This is a genomic window from Microbacterium sp. AK031, from assembly GCF_024807145.1.
Taxonomy (GTDB): domain Bacteria; phylum Actinomycetota; class Actinomycetes; order Actinomycetales; family Microbacteriaceae; genus Microbacterium.
In genome coordinates this window covers 597491-617565 of record NZ_JANUCA010000001.1, presented here as the reverse complement: position 1 = coordinate 617565, position 20075 = coordinate 597491, and the positions used below count along the sequence as shown (strand labels likewise).

21 protein-coding genes are annotated in these 20075 nt (G+C 65.9%); 5 read left to right on the top strand and 16 right to left on the bottom strand.

Going from position 1 to position 20075, the window contains the following annotated elements; translation table 11 throughout:
• Positions 1 to 199: 199 nt before the first annotated feature.
• The 10 genes from HDC95_RS02880 to HDC95_RS02835 form a co-directional block, all read right to left on the bottom strand.
• Positions 200 to 424, bottom strand: a complete 225-nt coding sequence (locus HDC95_RS02880) for a DUF3046 domain-containing protein (RefSeq protein ID WP_259061671.1) — start codon at positions 422 to 424, stop codon at positions 200 to 202.
• Between the two features lie 25 nt (positions 425 to 449).
• Positions 450 to 758, bottom strand: a complete 309-nt coding sequence (locus HDC95_RS02875) for a helix-turn-helix domain-containing protein (RefSeq protein WP_259061669.1) — start codon at positions 756 to 758, stop codon at positions 450 to 452.
• Between the two features lie 156 nt (positions 759 to 914).
• The gene (locus tag HDC95_RS02870; RefSeq protein WP_259061668.1) at positions 915 to 1397 is read right to left on the bottom strand and encodes a CinA family protein; all 483 of its coding nucleotides are present in this window, start codon (positions 1395 to 1397) and stop codon (positions 915 to 917) included.
• On the bottom strand, positions 1394 to 1972 hold the full coding sequence (pgsA, locus tag HDC95_RS02865; protein ID WP_259061667.1) for a CDP-diacylglycerol--glycerol-3-phosphate 3-phosphatidyltransferase: 579 nt from the start codon (positions 1970 to 1972) through the stop codon (positions 1394 to 1396). The genes HDC95_RS02870 and pgsA overlap by 4 nt, the downstream gene beginning before the upstream one ends.
• Positions 1972 to 4704, bottom strand: coding sequence for a DNA translocase FtsK (locus tag HDC95_RS02860; protein ID WP_259061666.1), 2733 nt, complete (start codon positions 4702 to 4704; stop codon positions 1972 to 1974). The genes pgsA and HDC95_RS02860 overlap by 1 nt, the downstream gene beginning before the upstream one ends.
• Before the next feature lie 65 nt (positions 4705 to 4769).
• Positions 4770 to 6446 (bottom strand): ribonuclease J, encoded by a 1677-nt coding sequence (locus HDC95_RS02855; RefSeq protein WP_259061665.1) that lies wholly within the window; start codon positions 6444 to 6446, stop codon positions 4770 to 4772.
• A 68-nt stretch (positions 6447 to 6514) separates the two neighbouring features.
• The gene (dapA, locus tag HDC95_RS02850) at positions 6515 to 7492 is read right to left on the bottom strand and encodes a 4-hydroxy-tetrahydrodipicolinate synthase (RefSeq protein WP_259061664.1); all 978 of its coding nucleotides are present in this window, start codon (positions 7490 to 7492) and stop codon (positions 6515 to 6517) included.
• Between the two features lie 75 nt (positions 7493 to 7567).
• Positions 7568 to 8329, bottom strand: coding sequence for an SDR family oxidoreductase (locus HDC95_RS02845; protein ID WP_259061663.1), 762 nt, complete (start codon positions 8327 to 8329; stop codon positions 7568 to 7570).
• A complete protein-coding gene (locus HDC95_RS02840) occupies positions 8329 to 8817 on the bottom strand; it encodes a dihydrofolate reductase (RefSeq protein ID WP_259061662.1) in 489 nt (162 codons plus the stop codon). Before HDC95_RS02840 ends, HDC95_RS02845 begins: the two co-directional genes overlap by 1 nt.
• Positions 8818 to 8822: 5 nt before the next feature.
• Positions 8823 to 9632, bottom strand: a complete 810-nt coding sequence (locus tag HDC95_RS02835) for a thymidylate synthase (protein ID WP_259061661.1) — start codon at positions 9630 to 9632, stop codon at positions 8823 to 8825.
• Positions 9633 to 9745: 113 nt separating this feature from the next.
• Between HDC95_RS02835 and HDC95_RS02830 the strand changes: the two genes are divergently transcribed.
• The 3 genes from HDC95_RS02830 (at position 9746) to HDC95_RS02820 (ending at position 11255) form a co-directional block, all read left to right on the top strand.
• The gene (locus HDC95_RS02830; RefSeq protein WP_259061660.1) at positions 9746 to 10186 is read left to right on the top strand and encodes a thioredoxin family protein; all 441 of its coding nucleotides are present in this window, start codon (positions 9746 to 9748) and stop codon (positions 10184 to 10186) included.
• On the top strand, positions 10183 to 10758 hold the full coding sequence (locus HDC95_RS02825) for a DUF4395 domain-containing protein (protein WP_259061659.1): 576 nt from the start codon (positions 10183 to 10185) through the stop codon (positions 10756 to 10758). Before HDC95_RS02830 ends, HDC95_RS02825 begins: the two co-directional genes overlap by 4 nt.
• A gap of 71 nt (positions 10759 to 10829) precedes the next feature.
• Positions 10830 to 11255 (top strand): OsmC family protein, encoded by a 426-nt coding sequence (locus HDC95_RS02820; RefSeq protein ID WP_259061658.1) that lies wholly within the window; start codon positions 10830 to 10832, stop codon positions 11253 to 11255.
• A 5-nt stretch (positions 11256 to 11260) separates the two neighbouring features.
• Here the strand turns inward: HDC95_RS02820 and HDC95_RS02815 are convergent, their stop codons facing one another.
• Positions 11261 to 11701, bottom strand: coding sequence for a hypothetical protein (locus HDC95_RS02815; protein WP_259061657.1), 441 nt, complete (start codon positions 11699 to 11701; stop codon positions 11261 to 11263).
• Positions 11701 to 12447, bottom strand: coding sequence for a 4-hydroxy-tetrahydrodipicolinate reductase (gene dapB / locus HDC95_RS02810; RefSeq protein ID WP_259061656.1), 747 nt, complete (start codon positions 12445 to 12447; stop codon positions 11701 to 11703). The genes HDC95_RS02815 and dapB overlap by 1 nt, the downstream gene beginning before the upstream one ends.
• 71 nt (positions 12448 to 12518) lie before the next feature.
• On the opposite strand from dapB, the gene HDC95_RS02805 reads away from it, so the two are divergent.
• Positions 12519 to 12983 carry a GNAT family N-acetyltransferase gene (locus HDC95_RS02805; protein WP_259061655.1) on the top strand — a complete coding sequence of 155 codons (465 nt, stop codon included), beginning with the start codon at positions 12519 to 12521 and terminating at the stop codon, positions 12981 to 12983.
• 13 nt (positions 12984 to 12996) lie between these two features.
• Here the strand turns inward: HDC95_RS02805 and HDC95_RS02800 are convergent, their stop codons facing one another.
• The 4 genes from HDC95_RS02800 to HDC95_RS02785 all read right to left on the bottom strand — a co-directional run bounded on the left by HDC95_RS02800 (position 12997) and on the right by HDC95_RS02785 (position 19291).
• Entirely contained in the window at positions 12997 to 13599 is a 603-nt protein-coding gene (locus HDC95_RS02800; RefSeq protein WP_259061654.1) for a histidine phosphatase family protein, read from the bottom strand.
• A gap of 91 nt (positions 13600 to 13690) precedes the next feature.
• Positions 13691 to 14719: an aldo/keto reductase gene (locus HDC95_RS02795; protein ID WP_259061653.1), complete on the bottom strand. Its 1029-nt coding sequence runs from the start codon at positions 14717 to 14719 to the stop codon at positions 13691 to 13693.
• Positions 14720 to 14921: 202 nt separating this feature from the next.
• On the bottom strand, positions 14922 to 17213 hold the full coding sequence (locus tag HDC95_RS02790; protein WP_259061652.1) for a polyribonucleotide nucleotidyltransferase: 2292 nt from the start codon (positions 17211 to 17213) through the stop codon (positions 14922 to 14924).
• A 152-nt stretch (positions 17214 to 17365) separates the two neighbouring features.
• Positions 17366 to 19291 carry a GDSL-type esterase/lipase family protein gene (locus HDC95_RS02785; protein WP_259061651.1) on the bottom strand — a complete coding sequence of 642 codons (1926 nt, stop codon included), beginning with the start codon at positions 19289 to 19291 and terminating at the stop codon, positions 17366 to 17368.
• Positions 19292 to 19445: 154 nt separating this feature from the next.
• Here HDC95_RS02785 and HDC95_RS02780 point away from each other — a divergent pair, with 154 nt between their 5' ends.
• The gene (locus tag HDC95_RS02780; RefSeq protein WP_259061650.1) at positions 19446 to 20066 is read left to right on the top strand and encodes a DedA family protein; all 621 of its coding nucleotides are present in this window, start codon (positions 19446 to 19448) and stop codon (positions 20064 to 20066) included.
• The last annotated feature ends 9 nt before the right edge of the window (positions 20067 to 20075 follow it).

Genomic DNA, 20075 nt, shown 5'->3' with positions numbered 1-20075 from the left:
GACAAGGCGTATGGCTTTAGGCCTGTCTTCACCGTACGAGCGGCCTCCGACATTGCATCGGCGGCCCCACGAATTGGGGATGACATCACCTCGAAACCACTTGTGCAGAACGTTACGCGCACTTCGAACACATCTTCGACGACACGCCGACCGGATGCAGGGTGAGCACGATCAGAGGAACGAGAACGGAACGCCGAGATCAGCGCCCGCGTGGCTCCAGACGGCCGACGCCATAGCGACGCTCAGCCGGGACATCGGTCTCCGCGCAGAGCGCCAGCCAGATCTGTCTTGGCGCTACGCCGTCGTCGAGGGCCTCGTCAGCTGTGCGATTACCCAGCGCGTCGAGTACGAGGTCCGCCTTCAGCATGGAGGCGCGTGCGCCGAACTCGAGATCGACCGCGCGAAGAAACTCGCTGCGTCGCATTGAAAGACCTGCCCGACGCCGCGGATCAGTGCAGCGAGAGCTCGGGCTCGATCGATGCGACGAGGTCGTCCGGGACGACATCAGGGAAGACCTGGATGCCCTCGAGCACCGAGATACGATCCCCTACTTCGCGCATGATCATCGAGATGGGCACATCCAGCGCTTCGGCGACTGAAGCGAGGATCTCGCTGGACGCTTCTTTCTGGCCGCGCTCCACCTCGCTGAGATATCCGAGTGCCACCGAGGCCTTGCCCGCGACCTGCCGGAGCGTACGCCCCTTCTGCAGGCGGAAGTCCCTCAGCACATCGCCGATTTCCTGTCGTACAAGAATCATCGGAACCTCCTCGCCATTCCCCTCATCGGAGCCACCTCCGAATGGATCGCCAGTCTAACCCGACTCGCTGATGAAAAAACTACTGTTTCACGCTGTGCTTTCGGTGTGAGCACATCTTTCTTCGGCACATAGATGACAACCATCTGACGGCACAGCCTATTCCCGCATCGCCTTCAGGAGCGCTTCGATCGCGGCAGCGACCGCCTGCGCTCTGATCGATGCCCGATCACCCGCGAACATGAAGGCATGCGCTCGGACTCCCGACGGTGTGGCGACGCCGATGTGCACAGTACCGACCGGCTGGCCATCGGGAGAATCTGGCCCGGCGATGCCCGTCGTCGCCAGACCCACGTCCGCAGGCCTACCTGCGATCGCCACGGCCGTGCGCACGCCCTTCGCCATCTGCTCCGCGACCATCGCATGCACGGGTCCGTGCTCGTCCAGAAGTGCAGCATCCACTCCGAGCAATGATTCCTTGACGGGTGTGGCGTACGCCACCACTCCGCCGAGCAGCGTCGCCGATGCTCCGGGCACCGAGACGATCTCGGCGGCGAGAGCGCCACCGGTGAGCGACTCGGCGACTCCCAAGGACCATCCGCGTGCAGTAAGCGCGGCCACCAGCTCGGCAGCTCCGGTCATGACCTGTTCTCGCGCGCTCCGCGCACCTGCGAGAGCACGTAGTCGATTCCGCTGACGATCGTGAGCACGAGAGCCACGTACATCAGCACGATTCCGACGCCGATCCACCAGTTCATCCCGATCAACTGGTGCAGCGGGAGCAGCCACCAGCCGAGCGCCACGCCCTGCACCGCAGTCTTGATCTTTCCGAGCCAGGCGGCCGCGACGATGTGGCTGCCGGCGACGATGAAGCGGTGAATCGTGATGCCCCACTCGCGCACGAGGATGACGATGACGATCCACCAGGGCCACTCCGCCAGGATCGCGAGTCCGACGAAGCCTGCACCGGTAAGCAGCTTGTCCGCGATCGGATCCCAGAGCTTTCCGAAGTCGCTGACGATGTCGTACTTGCGCGCCAGATATCCGTCCACCCAATCGGTGGAGATCGCCACGACGAACAGCGCACCGGCGACCCATCGGATCACGAGGTCTCCGAGTCCGTACGTCCCGCCCAGAAGCAGGAGGACGAAGAAGACGACGGCGAGCGGGATCCGGGCGATCGTGATCGCGTTCGGCAGCTGCCGAGGAATCGCCATCAGTCGCGCCCCGTCAAGCCCCAGGCGTCTTCGTCGCCGTCGTCTTCGTCGACCACAGGCAACCCACGGAACTGGTCTTCGATCGGGTCATGAACCGGTGCGGCCGGCGCCGCAGGCGAAGGAGCAGGAGCAGTCCCTGGCGGGTCATCGCCACGGAGCTTCGCCATGACGGCCGGCAGCTGCTCGGCCGTCACGAGCACGTCACGAGCCTTCGAGCCTTCGGAGGGGCCGACGATCTCCCGCGATTCGAGCAGATCCATCAGACGGCCGGCCTTGGCGAAGCCCACACGCAGCTTGCGCTGCAGCATCGATGTCGATCCGAACTGCGACGACACGACGAGCTCGGCAGCCGCGAGCAGCACTTCGAGGTCGTCTCCGATGTCCTCGTCGACTTCCTTCTTCTTCGTCGGCTCGAGTGCCTCCTGCACATCCGCCCGGTACTCGGGGCGAGCCTGTGCGGTGACATGCTTGACCACCGCATCGATCTCGCTCTCCTCCACCCAGGCCCCCTGAAGACGGAACGGCTTGGACGAGCCCATCGGCGAGAACAGCGCGTCGCCCTGTCCGATCAGCTTGTCGGCGCCGGGGCTGTCGAGTATCACGCGGCTGTCGGTGACGCTGGTCACGGCGAAGGCGAGGCGTGAGGGCACGTTGGCCTTGATGAGGCCTGTGACGACGTCGACGCTCGGGCGCTGCGTCGCGAGCACGAGGTGGATGCCGGAGGCGCGGGCGAGCTGCGTGATGCGCACGATCGAGTCCTCGACGTCGCGCGGGGCGACCATCATGAGATCGGCGAGCTCATCGACGACGACCAAGAGGTAGGGATACGGCTTGAGCACGCGCTCGCTGCCGACCGGAAGCACGACCTCACCGGCGCGCACGGCCTTGTTGAAGTCATCGATGTGACGGAAGCCGAACGACGCCAGGTCGTCGTACCGCATGTCCATCTCCTTCACCACCCATTGAAGCGCCTCCGCGGCCTTCTTCGGGTTGGTGATGATGGGCGTGATCAGGTGCGGCACGCCGGCGTAACTCGTGAGCTCCACGCGCTTCGGGTCGATCAGCACCATGCGCACGTCCGACGGACGCGCGCGCATCAGCAGACTGGTGATCATCGAGTTCACGAAGCTCGATTTACCGGAGCCTGTGGAGCCGGCGACCAGCAGGTGCGGCATCTTCGCAAGGTTCGCGACGACGAAGTTGCCGCCGACGTCCTTGCCGACGCCGACCGTGAGCGGGTGGGTGCTCTTGTGCGCCGCCGCCGAGCGGATGACGTCGCCGAGGGCGACCGTCTCGCGGTCGGTGTTCGGGATCTCGATGCCGATCGCACTCTTGCCAGGGATCGGCGACAGGATGCGCACATCGTTCGAGGCCACCGCATAAGCGATGTTGTTGCTCAGCTGCGTGATCTTCTCGACCTTGACACCGTGGCCGACCTCGACCTCGTACTGCGTGACCGTCGGGCCCCGCGAGAATCCGGTCACCTTGGCGTCGATCTTGAACTGCGAGAGCACGCTCGTGATCTGCTCGACGATCTTGTCGTTCGCCTCGGAACGGGCCACCGAAGGCGGTCCGGCGCTGAGCACACCGGGCGATGGCAACGAGTACGGCGTACTCGGCGCCTGCAATCCGCGATCGCCAGGCCCGTCGGTTCCGAAGCCGGAGAGCCCCGGCAGTTCAGGCTGCTCCCCCGTGTCGCCGGAATCGTCGAGCAACGCCGTGCTGCCTTGCGTCCCGAGCTTCTCCATGACGCTCTGCACGTCGGTCAGGATCTCGGTAGCAGCATCTGTGGGATCTGCGACGATGACCGCCTGATCGTATGCCGTGTTGTCTACCGGCATGTTCTCGCTCGGCGACAGCAGCTCGGTGAGATCCTGCGAGCCGATCCCCTCGTCCGGGTCCTCTTCGCGACCGGTCTTGTTGCGCCGCCACCAGGGAAGGACGTTCGGGTCGTGGTCCTCGTCGAACGATCCCTCCGCCTTATCAGTAGTCTTCTCTTCGACGGCAGGCTTCTCGACCCGTTCAGCGCCGAACATCCAGGCGTACAGATCTCCCAGCCGGGTGCCGATGCGATTCGGCGGCGTCTTGGTGATGATGAGGATGCTGAGCGCCGCCAGCACTCCCAGCACGATGTAGGCGACGATGTCAGTGAGATACGAGAGCGGCTCCCCCAGCATCCAGCCGAACAGTCCACCGGCGGCGCTGAGCGCCGGCATACCGGCCTTCGGCTCCGGCTGGCCACCCGCAAGGTGGCAGATACCTGCGATCGCGAGCACGAACAGGCCGAAACCGATCCCGATGCGCCCGTTGTCGTGCACGGACGAGGGATGGCGGAACAGCCAGCCCGCGAGGATCAGCAGCAGCACCGGCATGAGGAAGGCGGTCCGACCGATCATCAGCCCCACCGAGTACGCGCTGATGTTCTGCGCGATCTCGTTGCCGATGAAGAACCATTCAGTCACGGCGCCGAGACACGCCAGCAGCACCAGGAACAGGGGGAAGCCGTCGCGGCGCTGATCCTTCTCGAGTGTCTCGGGGCCGAAGGCGCGGAAGAGCCCGCCGACGCCGTGTGCCAGGCCGAGCCAGGCGCGGACGGCGATCGGGGGCTTCTCGACCTCGTCGATGTACTTCTTGGGAGTCGCCGGCAGCTTCTTCGTGGGGGCCGTCTGCGCCCTCGAGCGCGACGGAGCCTTATCAGACGCGCGCGAGGTCTTGGTGGTGCTCCTGGCCATGTCGAAAGCCTACGGCGAAGGGCGGACATCGCCGCGTAATGACGCGGCTTTCCTGTCGATTGAGACTACGCCTCGATGACGAGCGGGACGATCATGGGACGGCGGCGCAGCTTCTGATTGACCCAGCGTCCGATCGTGCGACGAACGACCTGCGAGAGCGCGTGAGTGTCGCGCACTCCATTGCCTGAGGCCTCCTTGAGCGCCGCCACGATCTTCGGGACCACGTCATCGAACACGGAGTCATCCTCCGCGATTCCTCGCGCGTGGATCTCCGGCCCGGTGATGATGCGTCCGGTCGCGGCATCCACCACGATGATGATCGAGACGAAGCCCTCCTCGCCGAGAATCCGGCGATCCTTGAGATCGGCGTCCGTGATCTCTCCCACTGTGGAGCCGTCGACATAGACGAACCCGATGTCGAGCTGACCGGCGATGCGGGTCTGGCCGTCCTTGAGGTCGATGATCGTGCCGTTGGACGCCAGGATGGTGTTCGCCTCGGGAATGCCGGTGTCCTGCGCGAGCTTGGCGTTCGCCATCAGGTGACGGTATTCGCCGTGCACGGGCAGCACGTTCTTCGGCCGCAGGATGTTGTAGCAGTAGATCAGCTCTCCAGCGGCCGCGTGACCGGAGACGTGCACCTTGGCGTTGGCCTTGTGCACGACATTGGCGCCGAGCTTGGTGAGGCCGTCGATCACGCGGTACACCGCGTTCTCGTTGCCGGGGATCAGGCTCGACGCGAGGATGACCGTATCGCCCTCGCCGACCTCGATCGCGTGGTCGAGGTTGGCCATGCGACTGAGCACCGCCATCGGCTCACCCTGAGACCCGGTCGACATGTAGACGATCTTCTCGTCGGGCAGATCGCGGGCCTTCTTGTAGTCGATCAGCACGTTCTCCGGCACCTTGAGGTAGCCGAGATCGGCGGCGATGGTCATGTTGCGGACCATGCTGCGACCCAGCAGCGCGACGCGACGTCCATTGGCGTGCGCGGCATCCAGCACCTGCTGAACGCGATGCACGTGGCTGGAGAAGCTGGCGACGATCACACGACGCGGCGCCTTCGCGATCACCTGATCGAGCACAGGACCGATCGAGCGCTCAGTCGGGGTGAACCCGGGCACGTCGGCGTTCGTGGAGTCGACGAGGAACAGATCCACGCCCTCCTCGCCCAGTCGCGAGAACGCACGGAGGTCGGTGATGCGGCCGTCGAGCGGCAGCTGATCCATCTTGAAGTCGCCGGTCGCCAGCACCATTCCCGCCGGCGTGCGGATCGCGACCGCCAGGGCGTCGGGAATGGAGTGGTTGACCGCGACGAACTCGAGGTCGAATGGCCCGACCTTCTCCTGCTGGCCTTCCTTCACGGTGAGGGTGAAGGGACGGATGCGGTGCTCCTTGAGCTTTGCCTCGACCAGCGCGAGTGTGAGGCCGGACCCGATCAGGGGGATGTCGCTCTTCAGGCGCAGCAGGTAAGGCACGGCGCCGATGTGATCCTCGTGACCATGCGTGAGCATGACTCCGACGATGTCGTCGAGTCGATCCTTGATGGGCTCGAAATCCGGAAGGATCAGGTCGACACCCGGCTGGTGCTCTTCGGGGAACAGCACACCGCAGTCGACGATCAGGATCTTGCCGTCGTACTCGAAGGTCGTCATGTTACGACCGATCTCACCGAGCCCGCCCAGCGGGATCACACGGAGAGCGCCTTCGGCGAGGGGCTCAGGGGCGGAGATGGGAATGGACATTTATGTCTCCTCAGTCGGACACTCCTCGTGCCCGTTCATGCTTATGGGCGCGCGGCGCGCCCGTCGTCTCAGCGCGTCGTGCCATGCACCTTCGGCAGCGCGCCGCCGGCGGCCGCGTTGCGGTCGGGGCGGAAGTTCGAGAAATCGGCACCGGGAACATCCGTGACGAGTGAGAGCTCGTCTTCGATGAGCGCGGCTTCCCACTCCTCCGGCCCCACCAGGGGCAGGCGGACGCGGGGGCTGGAGATGCGGCCGAGACCGTGCAGGATGTACTTCGCTGACACGGTGCCGGGAACATGGGTCATCGTGGCGCGCACGAGCGGCTCGAGTCGCTTGTGCTCCGCTGTCGCGGCTGCGAGGTCTCCCCTGTTCACCGCATCCACGATGGTGCGGTACGGGGTCGCCGTGATGTTCGCCGTCACTCCGATGAGGCCGGTCGCCCCGATCGCGAGGTGAGGCAGCGCGTTCGCGTCGTCGCCGGAGAAGTACATCAGGTCGGTCTGGTTCAGCACGCGGCTGACCTCGCTGAAGTCGCCCTTGGCGTCTTTGACGGCGAGGATGTTGGGGTGCTTCGAGAGGCGCAGAATCGTCTCGTACTTGATCGGCACACCTGTGCGACCGGGGATGTCGTACAGGATCACCGGCAGGTCGGTGGCGTCCGCGACGAGGCGGAAGTGCGTGAGAATGCCGGCCTGGGTCGGCTTGTTGTAGTACGGCGTGACGATCATGATGCCGTCGGCGCCGGCCTTCTCGCTGGCCTTGTAGAGCTCGATCGCGTGCGCCGTCTCGTTCGAGCCGCCACCCGTGATGATCTTGGCCCGGCCGGCAGCCACAGACTTGCCGACTTCCACGAGCTTGAGCTTCTCAGGGTCGGTGAGGGTCGAGGTCTCGCCGGTCGTTCCCGTCACGACGATGCCATCCGCACCTGCGGTGATGACGTCATCCATGTGCTTCTCGACGGCGGGCCAGTCGACTTCGCCGTCGGCCGTCATCGGAGTGACGAGCGCGACGAGAACCTGTCCGAAAGGATTGCCCGAGTGCGTCATTGTTCAAGCGTATCGGTTCGCGCTTGCACGCATCGCCGTCCTCTCAGCGGAATCCGCTCGGTTCCGCCGGATTTCTCAGACTCGCCCCCGCCTGGCGGCTCGTGCTGTGAGCGACGACGGGAGCACCTTGGTGAACGCCACGACCAGCTTGTAGCGCAGTGACGGGACCGAGACGGCCTTGCCGCCCGCGGCGTCGCGAAGCCCTTGACGCACTACGTCCTTCGCCTGCAGCCAGCCGATCGCGGGGATTCCTTCGTGACCGGGTTCCAGGCCCATCCGCTCGTGGAACGTCGTGTGGGTGAATCCGGGGCAGACTGCGGTCACCGTGACGCCGTCGCGTGCGTACTCCGCATTGGCCCAGCGGCTGAAGCCGATGAGCCACTGCTTGCACGCGGAGTAGGTCGAACGGGAGATGAATCCCGCCACCGAGGCGACGTTGATGATGCGCCCGCCCCGGCCGCGCATGGTGCCGAGAGCCGCGTGCATGAGCCGCATCGGCGCCTCGACGTGGATACGCAGATGCCGCACCTCTTCGTCGATGTCGTTGTCGGCGAAGTGCAGCGGCAGACCGAAACCGGCGTTGTTGACGAGCAGGTCGATCGGATGCGCCGGTGCGGCGATCCGTGCCGCCACTCGCTTCACGTCATCTTCGACGACCAGGTCAGCGGTGAGTGCCTCGGCGACGACGCCGTAGGTCTCCCGCAGGTCAGCCGCGAGCGTGTCCAGCGCGCCCTGCGATCGCGCGACGAGCACGAGATCCGCGCCGCGCTCCGCGAGCTGGTGGGCGAACTCCGCACCGAGGCCGGCGCTCGCACCGGTGATCAGCGCCGTCGGCATCAGCGTTCGTATCCGAGGAAGCGGAAGCGGATCCCCGTGCGCGAGGTCTGCCACTCCCCCTCGTCGACGAGTCTCCATCCCTGCTTGGACGGCGCGTAGGCGTCTCCTTCGACTTCGAGGTCGAGCTCGGTGATCTCAAGCCGATCGGCCTGGCCGATGACCTGAGCGAATATCTCCGCCCCGCCGATGATCCAGACCCGCTCCAGACCACGGACGGCGTCGGCGAGGTCTGCAGCGCGCCGCGCGCCGTCGGCGGTCCAGCCCTGCTGGCGGGTGATGATGATGTTCTCCCGGTCAGGCAGCGGACGGAAGCGCTCCGGCAGTGAGTCCCAGGTCTTGCGCCCCATCACGACGGGCGCTGTGAGGGTGATCTCTTTGAAGTGCGCGAGATCTTCCGGCACGTGCCATGGCATGCCGCCCGAAGCGCCGATGACTCCCCCCGCTGCCTCTGCCCAGATCAGTCCGACCCACGGGAGCTCGAGTGGCATCGCACTCATACGGCGACCGCCGCGCGGATCGACGGGTGGTACTGGTAGTCCTCGACGACGAAGTCGGAGAAGTCGTAGTCGAGGATCGATTCGGGTTTCCGCGCGAAGCGGAGTGTCGGATACGGGTAGGCCGCACGAGTGAGCTGTTCGCGCACCTGCTCGACGTGGTTGTCGTACACATGGCAGTCGCCACCGGTCCAGACGAAATCACCCGGTTCCAGACCGACCTGCTGAGCGACCATCATGGTCAGCAGCGCGTAGCTGGCGATGTTGAACGGCACACCGAGGAGCATGTCCGCGCTGCGCTGATAGAGCTGGCATGACAGCTTGCCGTCGGCGACGTAGAACTGGAACAGCGCGTGGCAGGGTGCCAGAGCCATGTCTGGGATGTCGGCGGGGTTCCAGGCAGAGACGATCAGACGCCGTGAGTCGGGGGTCGCGCGGATCTGTTCGATCACCTGCGCCAGCTGATCGATGTGCCCGCCGTCCGGCGTCGGCCAGGAGCGCCACTGCACGCCGTAGACCGGGCCGAGGTCACCGTCGGCATCCGCCCACTCGTCCCAGATGGAGACGCCGTTGTCCTGGAGCCACTTCACGTTGGAGTCACCGCGCAGGAACCAGAGCAGTTCGTACGCGATCGACTTGAAGTGCACGCGTTTGGTCGTGATCAGCGGGAACCCCTGTGACAGGTCGAATCGGATCTGCCGGCCGAAGACACTGGTCGTACCGGTGCCGGTTCGATCGTCTTTGTGAGTGCCGGACTCCAGCACGTCACGGAGCAGGTCTTCATACGGCGTCGGGACGGCTGCGCTCATGCCTGCCACGATACCCGGCTCTCGGCCATCGAAGGCGGATGCCGCGGCGAGGGTCGTGCGTCATCCTCCGTCATATCCGCCTTCGCCGCCGCAGGGCGACGTATCCTCGGGTCATGTCCGTCCCCATCGCGCTGTTCATCACCGGTGCTGTCGTGGCGCTCGCCATCGCGTGCGGATTCGTCATACGTGCACAGGACGGCCGTCGACGGTCGGGGGGGCATCTTCGGGTTCGTGCGGAGGATCTCGCAGGGCGGCCGCTGGCATCCGCGGCGACGCTCGTGCAGTTCAGCACCGAACTGTGCGCGCGCTGTCCGCAGGTGCGGCGCCTGCTCGGCCAGATCGCCGATGAGCACGCCGATGTGGCGCACATGGAGATCGACTTGACGAACCGCAACGACCTGGCCACCAGGTATCACGTGCTGCAGACCCCGACGACCTTCCTCGTCGACGGGTCTGGGGCGGTGCTGTCACGTTGGGGTGGGGTTCCGAACAGAGCCGCCATCGATCAGGCGCTCAGCTCGGCCCTCATCCTCAACCTTCAGGAGCAGAAATGACCGAACCCGTCGGCATCGACCCCCGAGGACCGCGTTTCGCCGCCACGATCACCACGGTGCTGCTGCTCGCCGCCCTTGTGCTGAGCCTGGTCGGCATCTCCACTGCGCGTGCAGGCGCCACGTGGTTCGCATATCAGCCCCTCGCCGATGCCGTGCTCGTGTCCGGTTCCGGCGGCTGGGCCCTCGACGCTGCTCCCCTGGCGCAGCGCGCCCTCGATCCCGGCTTCCTGCTTCTCCTCATCATCGCCCTGCTGTTCCTGTGGGGTGTGCTGTCACCAGGCACGGCACCGTGGGGCGCGCTCTTCCGACGCCTCGTCCGCCCGCGCCTGGCTCCCCCAAGCGAATTGGAAGATCCCCGCCCGCCGCGCTTCGCGCAGGGCGTCGGCCTCTTCGTGGTCACCATCGGTCTCGCGCTGCACCTGATCGGTGTGCCGTGGGCGCTTCCCGTCGCGGCCGGAGCCGCCTTCATCGCGGCATTCCTCAACGCCGCCTTCGACTTCTGCCTCGGCTGCCAGATCTACTTGCTCCTCCAACGTGCCGGCATCATCGGCAGGAGTGCGCCCGCTTCCTGAGTCGGCGGTTCCCCACAAGCGCCGCGGTGGGTAGGCTGGCCGCACACACCGCCACGACCTTTGGAGGAACCATGCCCGTCACCAGCGAAGCCACCGCCACCTGGAACGGTCCTCTTATGGAGGGCTCCGGCAACGTCGCGTTCTCCTCCTCGAACCTCGGAACCTTTCCCATCAACTGGAAGGCGCGCTCCGAGGGCTCCGACACGACCACCACGCCGGAAGAGCTCATCGCGGCCGCGCATTCCTCGTGCTTCAGCATGGCGCTCTCTGGCGCACTCGCCGAGAACGGCACCCCGCCGGACCGCGTCAACACCACCGCTTCGGTGACGTTCAAGCCGGGCACAGGAATCACCGGCAGCCACCTGAACGTCAACGCGACGGTTCCCGGCCTCACCCAGGAGAAGTTCCAGGAGATCGCCGAGGGTGCGAAGAACGGATGCCCGGTATCACAGGCGTTGTCCGGCATCGAGATCACCCTCGAGGCGACGCTCGCCTGATCGGTTCAGTTCTTCGCTCTGGCGAGTCGGATCGCCGTGCGGATGCTCGAACGAGCGTCTTTGCGGCGTCCCGCCGCATCCTGCACCACACCGAGTCGATAACGAGCACGCCAGTCGTCCGCGGCCGCATCGGCCTCCGACGAGAAGCGCTGGATCAGCGGTTCAGCATCACTCTTCGCGATGCGACCGCTCGGGGTGAGCTCGGTCTCCGCCTGCGGCATCCCGCCCTCGGCATCCAGCTTCGTGCCCAGCCGCTCTGCCTGAACGCCGAACTGGATCTCGCGGACGAGCGCCCAGACTCCGATGAGCGGCAGCACGATCAACGCGATGCCCATGGCGATGCCCACCGGGTCGCCACTGGCGATGAACAGGATCGCCTTCTGCCCCATGAGCACGAAATAGAGGATCAGCGCCGCCCCGATCAGAGCGACGCCGATACGCGTCATCACGAGCGGGCCCGGATCCCGATATCGATCATGTTCTCGAGTCCGACGAACACGCCACGCGCGTCGAGCGCGAACGGCACAGCGAGGCGGATGCCGGGTGCGTAGGCGTCAGCCGAATCGACGGTGTCGTGAGTGAGCGTGAGGGACTCGCCGGGACCGGAGAGGATGACCTCCTGCCGCGCGATGACGCCCGGTCGGCGCAGCGAATGGATAGGCACGCTCCCGACCTGCTGCCCACGCGCGCGCTGATCCGCGTGCGGGGCGCTGACAGGACCCTGCTGCGCACGCGCCGCAGCGATGAGCTCCGCAGTGCGCACCGCGGTGCCGCTCGGCGAATCGGTCTTGGTGTCGCGGTGCGCCTCCACGATCTCGACCGACGCGAAGAACGGCGCGGCCGCGGCTGCCAAGGCCGAACCCAGCACAGATCCGAGCGAGAAGTTCGGAATGAACACCGCTCCGGTCTCGGCTGCTTCGACAAGCGGACGCACGAGCGCGATGCGCTCTGCCGACCACCCCGACGTGCCGACGAGTATGTTGATTCCGCGATCGATCGCTGCGCGAACGACATCGACGCTCACCTGCGGCGTCGACGCGTCGACCACCAGATCTGCACCGTCGAGTTCTGACAGATCGCTCGAAGACGTCAGAACCCGCGCGACTTCGAAGCCCTCGAGCTCGTCGATCACCCGCCCGATGATCGTCCCGAGCTTTCCCGTTCCGCCGACGAGTGCCACCTTCTTGCTCATGCCCCCAGTCTATTCAGGGGCCGGTTGCCCCCGGGCCAGCGGACCTCGGCGCGGCGAGTAGCGTTGAGAGCATGCTCGAGTTGCGCCCTTCTTCCCCCGGGGATCCTGAGTCCCACGCGATTCTCACCGAATACTTCGCTCTTCGTGCCGAAGAGTTCCCAGGCGGCACGTACACCACCACTTTCCCGGACCCCGCGACGTTCGAAAGTCCAGTAGGAGTCTTCCTGCTCGCAGGTCCCGAGGGAGCTGCAGTCGGCTGCGGCGGCATCCGCCGCCTCGAGGACAGCGATGCCGGTATCCGCTACGAGGTGAAGCACCTGTTCCTCAAACCGGTGACGCGAGGCAGGGGCTGGGGACGAGCGATCCTCGAAGAACTCGAACGACGTGCTCGCGAATGGGACGCCGCCGAGCTCGTGCTCGACACGCATCACACTCTCGAGGCTGCCGGCAGGTTGTACACACGCAACGGCTTCGAGCAGATCGAGGCGTACAACGAAAACAGGAACGCGACGCGCTGGTATCGCAAGGTGCTCTGAATCGCGCTGAGGCTCACACCGGCATCGGGTCGGGAAGGCCGGTGCGCAGCTCGACCGGCAGATGCGCAAGATCGTTGTGAGTGAGAAGCGTCCACGGACGCCCTTGCTTCTGCGCGATGATGCTGAGTCCGCCGTTTGCTTGATTCATCGTCATCCACCGCCAGGCGGGCGCACCGAGGACCTCGCGGATGAACCACGAGATGACGAAATTGTGTGTGATGAGCACTTCATGCACGTCGCCTTGCTTGCGAACGAGGAACTCGTTCACAGCATCCGCCATCTGAGCTCTGCCTGCTTCGATCTCAGCATCCGTCACGGAGCCGAAGAACGGCTCGTAAGCGGAAGGCGTCTCATCGGTCATGCCGGTGGGGACGCAGTCGAAGAGCAGCGCAGAAGGCTCCGGAGTCACCGCCGGCAGCCGTTCGGCGATCGTGCGAGCTGTCTCAGTCGCGCGGATCAGAGGAGAATGCCAGACGGCATCAAGCGGAAGCCCTGAGAGCCTGTCGGCGATCAGTTCGGCCTGACGCACACCTCGCGGCGAGAGGGGTCCGTCATCGAGTCCGTGTTCCGCGTCCTGCTGTTCGCCGTGTCTGACCAGGTAAAGATAATGCGTCAAGGCCCACTCGCTTCGTCGTCGTCGGCTTTCGCCCAGGCGTCATTCCACCCTATGTCACTCCTGTGACATAGGGGTTACGAACCGTCGCGAGTCAGTTCCCGGCCCTGGTGAGTTCGGCGATCTGCGTGCGCGACAGGGTGATGCCGGCGCCCTGCATGAGTTCCTCGACGTGATGCGTCGCGAACGTGTTGACGATCGGAGCGACGATCGTGCGCTGGGCGAGCAGCCAGGCGATCGAGACGGCCGCGACGGGCGCGGCTGTCTCGGTGGAAACCTGGTCGAGTGCACGGAGGATTCGGATGCCACGGCGATTCAGCTGACCACGCAGCTGCTCCCCACGTACGCCCTGAGACATCAGCGCCTTTCGGCGGTGCCGACCGGAGAGGAAACCATGCTCGAGCGCGTGAGAGGGAGTGACGGCGAGACCCTGAGCGCCTGCGACGAGGCGAAGGTCGCCCTCGAACGCCTGACGGCGAACCAGGTTGTACGGCGCATCCAGGACCTCGATGCGGGGATAGCCGGCAGCCGCGAGGATCCTCGCCTCGACAAGACGCTCCGGAGCGAATCCGAAGGCGCCCACCGCTCGGATCTTCCCTGCATCGCGCAGCCACTCGACGGTGGCGAGAGTGTCTTCCAGGTTCGTCGTCTGATCGAGCGTCGCGTCCAGGTGAAGGACATCTATCCGCTCCACCCCGAGCCTGACGAGTGATCCCTCGACAGCGCGCACGAGGTTGATCGAGCCCAACCCTGGATTGTCGGCATGCGAGCCGACTCGCACGCTCAGAAGCGCGCGCTCGCGATGTCCGCGCGAATGCAGCCACTGCCCGATGATGTGCTCGCTGCGACCGCCGGAGAACCCGTCGGCTGTGTGCACCGCGTTTCCGCCGAACTCCACATAGCGGTCGAGGATCGCATGGCTGGTCTCAAGATCGACATTCCAGCCGAACTCGGCGGCACCCAGCATGAGCGGAAAGGTCTCGAGCCCGGTCTCGCCGAGCGGCACACGGATGTTCTCGCCGACCCCTGGACCGACCACGGGAATCGGTGCGGACGGATGCGCGAGGGCTTGCTCGTGTGGGCTCGTCTTCTGATCAGCAGCACCTGCGCTGAACAATCGCATCCTCATTCACCCCCGCACATGTCCCGTGACGTGATCTGGTGCACCCCCCGGTGCGTAATTCGAGAGTAAGCGACGACGGCAACGACTCCGGCCATTGCAGGGAACACCCGGGAAACTTTGCATAACGTTTCGATCACATCGGATACGACGAAGGCCCGAATTCCGCCCGCAATGGGCAGAATCCGGGCCTTCGTCGTTCGGCTTATGCCTCGGTGGGCTCTGCCTCAGGTACGACCTCGGTGGCAGTCGCGGCCTCAGCAGCGGCGTCATCGAGGACGGGCTCGAGCGACAGCTTGCCGCGGTCGTCGATCTTCGTGATCTTCACGAGGATCTTCTGTCCGACCGAGAGCACGTCGTCGACGTTCTCCACGCGCTTGCCACCGGCGAGCTTGCGCACCTCGGTGACGTGCAGCAGGCCGTCCTTGCCAGGCAGCAGCGAGATGAACGCGCCGAACGACGCGATCTTCACGACCGTGCCGAGGAACTGCTCGCCGATCTCTGGGTTGGTCGGGTTCGCGATCGCGTTGACCTGGGCACGAGCGGCCTCGGCCGACGGCCCGTCGACTGCACCGATGTAAACGGTGCCGTCCTCCTCGATGGAGATCTGCGCGCCGGTCTCGTCCTGGATCGCGTTGATCGTCTTGCCCTTCGGGCCGATCAGCTCGCCGATCTTGTCGACCGGGATCTGCACGCTGATGACGCGAGGCGCGGTGGGCGCCATCTCGTCGGGAGCGTCGATCGCCGCATTGAGCACACCGAGGATCGTCAGACGCGCATCTCGCGCCTGGGTGAGAGCGCCGGTGAGCACGTCGGACGGGAGTCCGTCGAGCTTCGTGTCGAGCTGGATGGCCGTGATGAACTCGCTGGTGCCTGCGACCTTGAAGTCCATGTCGCCGAGGGCATCTTCTGCACCGAGGATATCGGTGAGAGCCGCGTATCGCGTCTGTCCATCGACCTCGTCGGAGACCAGACCCATGGCGATGCCGGCGACGGCTGCGCGCAGCGGCACACCAGCGTTCAGCAGCGACAGGGTCGAGGCACAGACAGAACCCATCGACGTCGAGCCGTTGGAGCTGAGAGCCTCGGACACCTGGCGGATCGCATACGGGAACTCCTCGCGGCTCGGCAGAACCGGCATGAGGGCGCGCTCGGCGAGGAAGCCGTGCCCGATCTCGCGACGCTTCGGCGACCCGACGCGGCCGGTCTCACCGGTCGAGTAGGGCGGGAAGTTGTAGTGATGCATGTAGCGCTTGCTCGTCGTCGGAGACAGAGAGTCGATCTGCTGCTCCATCTTGAGCATGTTCAGCGTGGTGACACCCATGATCTGGGTCTCTCCGCGCTGGAAGATCGCGGAACCGTGCACGCGCGGGATGACCTGCACCTCGGCGTCCAGCGGACGGATGTCGGCCAGTCCACGGCCATCCATGCGAACGCCCTCGGCCAAGACACGGCCACGGACGATCTTCTTCGTCAGAGACTTGTACGCCCCGGAGACCTCACCGGCAGCAGATGCGGGCAGGGTACCGGCCTCGACTGCGGCGGCGACCTCAGCCTTGACGCGGTCCTTGACCTCGTCATCGGCGCTCTGGCGCTCCTTCTTGTCGGCGATCAGGTAGACCTTCTCGAGATCGGTCGTCGCGGATGCGGCGATGAAGTCGTAGGTGCTCTGCTCGTACGCCGGGAAGACCGGGTAGACGCCCGGAGCCTTCGAGGAGTGCGATGCCATCTCGGCCTGGGCCTCGACGAGTTGCTTGAGGAACGGCTTTGCGGCCTCGAGACCGCCGGCGACGACCTCTTCGTTCGGCTTGACAGCGCCGGCCTTGATGAGGTTCCAGCTGTTCTCGGTCGCCTCTGCCTCGACCATCATGATCGCGACGTCTTCGGAACCGTCGGACTTCTTGACGACGCGACCGGCGACCATGAGGTCGAACACGGCTTCTGCGACCTGGGCCTCGTTCGGGAACGCGACCCACTGGTCGGCGTTCTCGCCCTGGCCGGGGATGAGCGCGAGGCGCACACCGGCGATGGGGCCGGAGAACGGCAGACCCGAGATCTGCGTCGAGGCGGACGCCGCGTTGATGGCGAGCGCGTCGTAGTACTCGCCGGGAGCGATCGACAGCACGGTGATGACGACCTGTACCTCGTTGCGGAGGCCATCGACGAACGACGGGCGCAGCGGTCGGTCGATCAGGCGGCAGACCAGGATCGCCTCGGTCGAGGGGCGGCCCTCGCGGCGGAAGAACGAACCGGGGATCTTGCCAGCTGCGTACGAACGCTCTTCGACGTCGACGGTCAGCGGGAAGAAGTCGAATCCTTCGCGCGGGTGCTTGCCCGCGCTGGTGGCGGAGAGAATCATCGTCTCGCCGTCGAGGTAAGCCGCAACCGAACCCTGCGCCTGCTGAGCGAGGCGGCCGGTTTCGAAGCGGATGGTGCGGGTGCCGAAGCGGCCGTTGTCAAGAACGGCCTCGGCGGCAGTGATTTCAGGACCTTCCAAGAGGTCTCTCCTTCTTTGTTTAGACTCGTCCGTCCGTGTGACGGGCGAGATCATACGTAAGCGCGCACAACACGACGCGCGAACTGCATACAGCAGTCCTGCCCAAGCCTACCAGCGCATGCGAAATTCGCTGATGACCTGGGCGGCTCCCCTCAGCCGACTTCGACGCCGTGCATGGCCGATGAACGACCGATGTACACGTAGTCGTCGTGCTTGGCCGCACGGCCGTCGCCGGCGACGCGACCGCGCAGGCGCCGCCACACCCATGGCAGCGCGTGGTGCTGCCACCACGCAGCACGTGTGGTGGCATCCACATCGTGCAGCACCTGATCCAGCGCTCCGAGGGTGTCGGCGTGCGGCACGCCGAGCATCTCGCCCGCTCGGTAGGCCAGGAAGCGGTGTCCGCGACTGCTGAGGTGCACCAGGTCCTCACCCCAGTTCGGCCTGGACGATAGCACGGGATGCAGGTCAGTGTCGAGCAGAATCGCCCCTGTGCGCTGGGCGATAGCCGCCAGCCGGCTGGAGAAGTCGGCGAAGCGGCCAGTGAACAGTCGCGCGGCCCGCCGATCCGGCAGGAACGGTGTGACCAGCAGCACGTCCACGCCGTCGTCACGCAGAGTCCGCACCACCTGTTCGACCTGCCCGGCGAGCGCGGCGACATCCGCGTGGGATTTCACGAGGTCGTTCGCACCGATCAGGATCGACACGAGATCCGGCCGCAGCTCCCGCGCCCTGGTGAGCTGTTCCCCGCACACATCTCGCACGCGCCTGGACCGCACCGCAAGGTTGGCGTAGTGGAGACCACCGCGGGCGGCGAGGAGAAGGGCAAGTCGATCGGCCCAGCCGCGCAGTGCACCGTCCGGTGCCGGGTCGCACAGCCCCTCGGTCAACGAATCACCCAGAGCCACGTACCGCTGCCACCGTCGTCCCGCTGTCGGGAGCGCCAGCTCGGGTCTGCGCACGCGCGCGCTTCGCAGCTGCCGGTCGAGACTGTGCAGCTCGCGCGCCTCCTCGTAGTGGCCCATCAGCTGCTCGCACACCGCCTGCCAGCTGCGCCCCTCGACGGCGGCGCGGCCGGCGATGCCGAATGCACGGCGCTTGCGTCCGTCGCCGGCGAGATCGGCCACCCGCATTCGAAGGTCGTCGAGATCGCCGGGCCGGTACAGCCATCCGTCGATGCCCATCCGCACGAGGTCGAGAGGACCGCCTCGTCCCGTCGCGACGATCGGAACACCGCTCGCGTGCGCCTCCTGCAGCGTCTGGCCGAACGTCTCGCTCTCTCCGGGGTGCACGAAGATGTCGAACGATGCCATGGCCGTGGCGAGGGCTTCACCGTCGAGGTGTCCGAGGAACACCGCGTCTGCCAGCTCGGCCTGAAGGCGCGCCTTCGACGGCCCGTCGCCGACGATCACGAGGCGCACACCCGGCATCCGATCGAGCATGCGAAGATCCTCGACCTGCTTCTCAGCCGCGAGCCGACCGACGTACCCGACGATCACCTCGTCCGTTGTGCGTCGCTGCCAGCGCTCGTCACGGTGCGAAGGGTGGAAGCGCTCGGCATCCACCCCACGCCCCCAGCGGCGGATGCGGTCGACGCCGAGCTCGATCAGCTGATGCTCCGACTCGGTCGAAGGCGCAAGCGTGAGCGTCGCCCGACGATGCAATCGAACGATGTGGTTCCGCGCGAACGATGTCGTCGCGGCGAGTCTGTAGCGCTCGGTGTACGCGGCGATGTCGGTCTGATAGGCGGCCACTGCCGGCACGCCACGGCTCGACGCCGCCAACACACCGCGCCATCCCAACGCGAACGGCGACGCGAGGTGCACCACATCGGGGCGGAATCGCGCCAGCGACGACGCGACACGATGAGTGGTGGCGGCGCCGACCCTGACGTTGCGATAGCCGGGCAACGCGAGGCTCGCCACCGGCTCGATCGGCGCGCCGTGCGCTCGCACGGGGATGCCGACGGCATCCGGAGCGATCACATGGGCCTCATGGCCGGCGCGCTCGAGATGGCGCAGGATCTGCAGCACTGACCCTGTCACGCCGTTCATGTGCGGCAGGAATGATTCGGTCACGATTGCGACTCTCACGATCTCAGGATGCCGCCAGGACACGGACACATCCGACACCGGCGGGCGGTGCAGCCGAGTGTTCACCTGTTGCACGACTGTCCTTCACCGGCTGTCCCCGATTCCGTTTCCGTTCACCTTCGATGAGCACAGTGAGAGCGTGATTCCGGAAGCGCTGGCAGATGCTGTGACCGGCCCGTGGGCCCTCGTCGTGATGGCGCTGCTCGTCTTCGGCGATGCCTTCTTGGTGATCGTGCCCGGAGAGATCGCGGTGACGGCGCTGGGTGCGCTGTCGACGTCGACAGGAACCCCGCCGCTGTGGGCCGTGATCCTCTGCGCGGCAGTGGCCGCTGCCTGTGGGGATCTGCTCTGCTACGGGATAGGGCGCTGGGTCGGGCTCGAACGGTGGCGCTGGATGCGTGCGGAACGACTCCAGCGCGCTCAGGGATGGGCACGGCGGCGGCTCGACGCGGGAACGGCCGTGGTGCTGTTCACCGCGCGCTTCGTCCCGTTCGCACGGCTCGCCATCAATCTCGTCGCAGGGACAACGGGCATCTCGTTCGCGCGATACCTCGGGTTGGTCGCGCTCGCCGCCACCGGCTGGGCGACCTATCAGGCGGCGATCGGTGCCCTCTTCGCCGCGCTCCTTCCCGGCGCTCCCATCGTCTCGGTACTGGTGTCCATCGTCGTCGCGGTCGGGCTCGGCGCCCTGATCGATCTCGTGATCCGCAGACGCGCACACCGACGCAATCCTGTCGCGGCTCGTGTTCCGTCCGACTAGGCTGACGTC

What these genes read in the sequence shown, in the direction of transcription:
- HDC95_RS02880 (WP_259061671.1), bottom strand. Translation starts at nt 424, where the DNA reads ATGCGACGCAGCGAGTTTCTTCGCGCGGTCGATCTCGAGTTCGGCGCA.
- HDC95_RS02875 (WP_259061669.1), bottom strand. Translation starts at nt 758, where the DNA reads ATGATTCTTGTACGACAGGAAATCGGCGATGTGCTGAGGGACTTCCGC.
- HDC95_RS02870 (WP_259061668.1), bottom strand. Translation starts at nt 1,397, where the DNA reads ATGACCGGAGCTGCCGAGCTGGTGGCCGCGCTTACTGCACGCGGATGG.
- pgsA (WP_259061667.1), bottom strand. Translation starts at nt 1,972, where the DNA reads ATGGCGATTCCTCGGCAGCTGCCGAACGCGATCACGATCGCCCGGATC.
- HDC95_RS02860 (WP_259061666.1), bottom strand. Translation starts at nt 4,704, where the DNA reads ATGGCCAGGAGCACCACCAAGACCTCGCGCGCGTCTGATAAGGCTCCG.
- HDC95_RS02855 (WP_259061665.1), bottom strand. Translation starts at nt 6,446, where the DNA reads ATGTCCATTCCCATCTCCGCCCCTGAGCCCCTCGCCGAAGGCGCTCTC.
- dapA (WP_259061664.1), bottom strand. Translation starts at nt 7,492, where the DNA reads ATGACGCACTCGGGCAATCCTTTCGGACAGGTTCTCGTCGCGCTCGTC.
- HDC95_RS02845 (WP_259061663.1), bottom strand. Translation starts at nt 8,329, where the DNA reads ATGCCGACGGCGCTGATCACCGGTGCGAGCGCCGGCCTCGGTGCGGAG.
- HDC95_RS02840 (WP_259061662.1), bottom strand. Translation starts at nt 8,817, where the DNA reads ATGCCACTCGAGCTCCCGTGGGTCGGACTGATCTGGGCAGAGGCAGCG.
- HDC95_RS02835 (WP_259061661.1), bottom strand. Translation starts at nt 9,632, where the DNA reads ATGAGCGCAGCCGTCCCGACGCCGTATGAAGACCTGCTCCGTGACGTG.
- HDC95_RS02830 (WP_259061660.1), top strand. Translation starts at nt 9,746, where the DNA reads ATGTCCGTCCCCATCGCGCTGTTCATCACCGGTGCTGTCGTGGCGCTC.
- HDC95_RS02825 (WP_259061659.1), top strand. Translation starts at nt 10,183, where the DNA reads ATGACCGAACCCGTCGGCATCGACCCCCGAGGACCGCGTTTCGCCGCC.
- HDC95_RS02820 (WP_259061658.1), top strand. Translation starts at nt 10,830, where the DNA reads ATGCCCGTCACCAGCGAAGCCACCGCCACCTGGAACGGTCCTCTTATG.
- HDC95_RS02815 (WP_259061657.1), bottom strand. Translation starts at nt 11,701, where the DNA reads ATGACGCGTATCGGCGTCGCTCTGATCGGGGCGGCGCTGATCCTCTAT.
- dapB (WP_259061656.1), bottom strand. Translation starts at nt 12,447, where the DNA reads ATGAGCAAGAAGGTGGCACTCGTCGGCGGAACGGGAAAGCTCGGGACG.
- HDC95_RS02805 (WP_259061655.1), top strand. Translation starts at nt 12,519, where the DNA reads ATGCTCGAGTTGCGCCCTTCTTCCCCCGGGGATCCTGAGTCCCACGCG.
- HDC95_RS02795 (WP_259061653.1), bottom strand. Translation starts at nt 14,719, where the DNA reads ATGCGATTGTTCAGCGCAGGTGCTGCTGATCAGAAGACGAGCCCACAC.